This is a genomic window from Kaarinaea lacus (genome assembly GCF_975902315.1).
This window is the reverse complement of the sequence record NZ_CDLKIE010000298.1, coordinates 1-4,591: the sequence shown is the minus strand read 5'-3', so window position 1 is coordinate 4,591 and position 4,591 is coordinate 1. Positions and strand designations below refer to the sequence as shown.

At 46.2% G+C, this 4,591-nt stretch carries 5 protein-coding genes; 4 read left to right on the top strand and 1 reads right to left on the bottom strand.

All coding sequences use genetic code 11. The annotated features are described in order from the left end of the window. Positions 1 to 753, top strand: a 753-nt coding sequence (djlA, locus tag ACWVCM_RS09385; protein WP_455201481.1) for a co-chaperone DjlA, incomplete at its 5' end; no start/stop codon positions are given. 63 nt (positions 754 to 816) lie between these two features. Here the strand turns inward: djlA and ACWVCM_RS09380 are convergent. Then, on the bottom strand, positions 817 to 1,275 hold the full coding sequence (locus ACWVCM_RS09380) for a CopD family protein (RefSeq protein WP_455201480.1): 459 nt from the start codon (positions 1,273 to 1,275) through the stop codon (positions 817 to 819). 324 nt (positions 1,276 to 1,599) lie between these two features. Here ACWVCM_RS09380 and rpe point away from each other — a divergent pair, with 324 nt between their 5' ends. The 3 genes from rpe to trpE form a co-directional block, all read left to right on the top strand. Continuing rightward, on the top strand, positions 1,600 to 2,274 hold the full coding sequence (gene rpe, locus ACWVCM_RS09375) for a ribulose-phosphate 3-epimerase (protein WP_455201479.1): 675 nt from the start codon (positions 1,600 to 1,602) through the stop codon (positions 2,272 to 2,274). 110 nt (positions 2,275 to 2,384) lie between these two features. Continuing rightward, positions 2,385 to 3,053, top strand: coding sequence for a phosphoglycolate phosphatase (locus ACWVCM_RS09370; RefSeq protein WP_455201478.1), 669 nt, complete (start codon positions 2,385 to 2,387; stop codon positions 3,051 to 3,053). 196 nt (positions 3,054 to 3,249) lie between these two features. Next, positions 3,250 to 4,591 (top strand): anthranilate synthase component I (gene trpE, locus ACWVCM_RS09365; RefSeq protein ID WP_455201477.1); only part of this gene is annotated, 1,342 nt, incomplete at its 3' end.

Here is a 4,591-nt window from a genome sequence, read left to right as displayed (position 1 = left end):
GCCTTATTTGGCCTCGCGCTTGGCTTTCTGGTCGATAAAAGCATGCTGATGCTGAAACGGCCCCACTTCGCAAAAGTTAATCCGGCAGATCTTGGTAATTTACAGAAAGAGTTTTTTGTGGCGACATTTTCCGTGATGGGATATGTATCGGCAGCGGCGAAATCTGAAAATGATGACGAATATGATGCGTTGAATAAAGTGATCAATCGTCTAAGTCTCCCACACAATATTCATCGAGAAGCCCTGGCGTTGTTTAATGAAGGAAAAAAACCTGATTTCAATCTGAACCAGGTAGTCTTGCCGTTTTTTACCGTGTGTCGTTTCCAGAACCACCTGCTGGAGATGTTTCTGGAAATTCAATTATTTGCCGCATTCAACAATGGGGAAATGAATCCTTCCAAGCAACAGATCCTGTTGAATATCTGTCGCTTACTGGAAATGACGCGGGCCGACTTCGATCGAATACTAAGCACCATCCGTGCTGAGCGGCATTTTAGCCGCGAGAAGAAAACTGGCAAAGTCGTAAAAATGGCAGAGTCGGGTGGTGTGGAAGATGCTTACGCAATATTAAATCTGGCGCCGAATGCGTCAAATGACGAAATCACACAGGCATACCGCCGCCTAACCAGTATGAATCATCCTGACAAGCTGGTCGCCCGGGGATTGCCCGAAGAAATGCTGAAAATTGCGGAAGATAAGACACGTGAAATACGTTTAGCCTATGAACGTATTCGTGCAGTACGTAATTTCTAGTCCTGACTATTTAAGGACCCTGTAGACTTCCGGCTAATGCTGTAATGCCACCCAATGTAGCTCCTACCAATAACGTCCTGCGCTCGCTATAAATCCGATTACCAATCCCAACGTCATATTGATGGCAATCACCCCGCGTATTTGGCCCAGGCGTCGAGCAGCTTCTTCGATATTGTCGTCTCGCAGGGCTTCATTCATACGGCGGTAGGGTCCAAAAAACACATGCAGGAACAATAATACCATCAGTAACCCAATGGCATGCATGAGATGGATATCCATTGTCACAAAACGAAATCCATCCCAGTTTTTAAATATCATTAAATAGCCAGTAACAGGCAAGAGAATAACAATGGGCCATACCCATTTAAAAAATCGTGTGAAAATGGCAGACCAGAGTTGCAGACGAACGGGTGGTTCTAACATTTCCGCAGCAACAGGACGGAGAAACATGTAGGCGAAGAACATGCCGCCTACCCAGATAATAGAGGCTAGCATGTGAATGGATAATGCGATTGCGATCATAATGATTACTCCGTGAGTGATGCCATCTGCTCGTGGTTAATATCTTTTTTCAGTAATAAACCTGACGATATTAGGTGATTGCTACAGATTTGCCACTGGTTGCACCAATATATCGATAATGGTGTTTTACTAAAGTTAGCAAAAACTTGCCCAATGTGCGACTAACATTTTGTTTGTACAAGTGATTTTACCTCAATTTGGGCAGATATTACGTCCGTAGACAATTAATCGGGAATCATTGCTGAAAATTACGCGCTAATCAGGTAAAGTGCGCGGTTCCATTATAAACAAGCCAGCCATTGGTTCGATAAAGAGGCTCTCGATATGTCAGATTATTTGATTGCACCATCAATTTTATCCGCAGATTTTGCACGCCTGGGAGAGGAAGTTACCACCGTATTGGATTCCGGTGCAGATATTGTCCATTTTGATGTCATGGATAACCACTATGTGCCTAATCTCACCATTGGACCGCTGGTTTGCGAAGCGTTGAGAAAGCACGGTGTTACAGCAGACATCGATGTGCACTTGATGGTGAAGCCCGTTGACCGCATCATTCCTGATTTCGCCAAGGCCGGGGCTACCTATATTACCTTTCATCCGGAAGGTTCTGAGCACATTGATCGTAGCCTGCAGTTAGTCCGCGATAACGGTTGTAAGTCCGGTTTGGTATTCAATCCTGCCACACCACTGGATTACCTGAAATATGTTTTGGATAAGGTCGACATGGTATTACTTATGTCAGTGAACCCGGGATTTGGTGGTCAAAGTTTTATACCGGCTACTCTCGATAAGCTGCGTGAAGCCAGAAAAATAATCGATGAGAGTGGTTATGACATTCGTCTGGAAATCGATGGCGGTGTGAAGGTGGATAACATTCGCGAAATCGCCGAAGCAGGCGCGGATACCTTTGTTGCCGGTTCTGCGATATTCAACACAGACGATTACAAGGCCACTATCGATGCAATGCGTGCGGAGCTGGCCGCAGCTAAGAAGTAATTTACAGCTATATATTTTTAAAATATGGGCGCTGTGATGGCGCCCATTTACTTTTGAGTATAAGTTTTTGAAATATTAGTAATAGAACGTTAGTTTTGGAATTAAGAGCGATGAGCATTAAAAAACCCCAAATGATCCTGATCGATGTTGATGGCACTCTGGTCGATAGTGTGCCCGATTTGGCCTATTGTGTTGATGAAATGATGAAACAACTGGATATGCCAGTTCACGGTGTTGATAAAGTGCGTAACTGGGTTGGTAATGGGGTTGATCGTTTGGTGAAACGCTCACTGCTTGGCCAGCTGGATGGCGAACCTGATGAGGATTTGTATCAGTCAGCGCGCCCTATCTTCATGGAGCTCTATGCTGACAACGTCAGTAAGCGCAGTATGTTATATGATGGAATTCGCGAAGGTTTGGATTATCTTAAAGCGCAGGGTTATAAGCTGGGTTGTGTAACCAATAAAGCAGCTCAGTTTACCATTCCTTTGTTAATGGATCTGGGTGTGCATGAAGATTTTAGTATTGTCATTTGTGGCGATACTTTGCCGAAGAAAAAACCGGATCCGATGCCGCTACTGCACGCTGCGGAATATTTTAATGTCGAACCGGAGAATGCCCTGATGATTGGCGACTCAATCAGTGACGTGAAAGCTTCACGCGCTGCAGGATTTCAGATTATCTGTATGAGCTATGGTTACAATCACGGAGAAGATATTCGCAACTACGATCCTGACCTGGTGGTTGACTCCATGGCTGAATTGAAAGGTATTTTATAACAGCAGGCATAGCCAAACCGGGACAGATCGCATAGAATATTCGCTCGAATTCAAAAAATACAACACAAACATGCCGCATAATCACACTAGAAAAATCGAACAATTATCCAATGGGATGGCGCAACGATGGCGTGGCTAGCCATTGGTTTTTGTGCGTCCACTCTATTAGTTCGTCGATTTTTTTAGGTGATCCATCATGGAAAAACAACAATTCGCTGCCCTTGCAGCACAAGGCTACAACCGCATTCCTTTGAGCAGGGAAGTGCTGGCCGATCTTGATACCCCCCTGAGTACTTATTTGAAACTGGCTGATGGTCCGTATTCTTATTTGTTTGAATCGGTGCAAGGCGGTGAAAAATGGGGCCGTTATTCCATCATAGGATTACCCTGCAAATCCTTCGTTGAAGTAAATGGTTACCGGATTACCCTGCGTGAAGGACCGTCGGTCCTTGATCAGATTGAAACGGAAGACCCTCTGGAGTGGATCAAGCAATACCAGGCGGGATTCAAGTCTCCGGAAATGGAAAACCTGCCACGCTTTTGCGGCGGCCTGGTTGGCTATTTCAGTTATGACACCGTGCGTTATATCGAGCCAAAACTGGGGGAATGTCCCAACCCGGAAACCCTGGACACGCCGGACATTCTGTTGATGTTATCCGATGAAGTGGTGGTGTTTGATAACCTGCGTGGCAAGTTGCTCGCCGTGGTGTATGTTGATCCCGCAGATGCTGATGCGTATGACTCAGGGCAACAACGACTGGATCAACTGGTTTCTCAGTTAGACAAGCCTGTGCGTCACGCTGTCTCGTCTAACGATGTGCAGCATGTAGAAGAGTCGGATTTTGTATCCGGATTTACTCAGCAAGGTTTTGAAGATGCAGTGCGCCGTGCCAGGGAATATATTGTTGAAGGCGACGTGATGCAGGTGGTGTTGTCGCAACGTTTGTCGATTCCTTTCGCTGGGCGGCCACTTGATTTGTACCGCGCGCTGCGTACCCTGAATCCTTCCCCTTATATGTATTACCTCAACCTCGACGGGTTTCATATCGTCGGTTCATCGCCGGAGATCCTGGTGCGGGCAGAAGATGGAGAAGTAACCGTGCGGCCGATTGCCGGTACTCGACCGCGCGGTAAAACAGAAGCCGAAGACCTGGAATTGGAAAAAGACCTGCTCGCTGATCCGAAGGAACTTGCAGAACATTTAATGTTGATTGATCTGGGGCGTAATGATGCGGGAAGAGTGGCTGAAATTGGCAGTGTTAAGTTGACAGAGAAAATGCTCATCGAACGTTATTCCCATGTGATGCATATCGTGTCCAACGTGGTGGGAAGAATAAAGCCGGAGTATTCCGCTATTGATGTATTGCGGGCAACGTTTCCTGCCGGCACCGTCAGTGGCGCACCAAAAATTCGCGCCATGGAAATCATTGATGAACTGGAGCCCATTAAACGCGGTGTTTACTCCGGTGCCGTGGGTTACATTTCATTTACGGGTAATATGGATACGGCCATCGCTATTCGGACTGCGGTCATCAAAG

Bases quoted from the DNA above. Each gene is read 5' to 3' on its own strand.
- ACWVCM_RS09380 (WP_455201480.1), bottom strand. From the start codon at position 1,275: ATGATCGCAATCGCATTATCCATTCACATGCTAGCCTCTATTATCTGG.
- rpe (WP_455201479.1), top strand. From the start codon at position 1,600: ATGTCAGATTATTTGATTGCACCATCAATTTTATCCGCAGATTTTGCA.
- ACWVCM_RS09370 (WP_455201478.1), top strand. From the start codon at position 2,385: ATGAGCATTAAAAAACCCCAAATGATCCTGATCGATGTTGATGGCACT.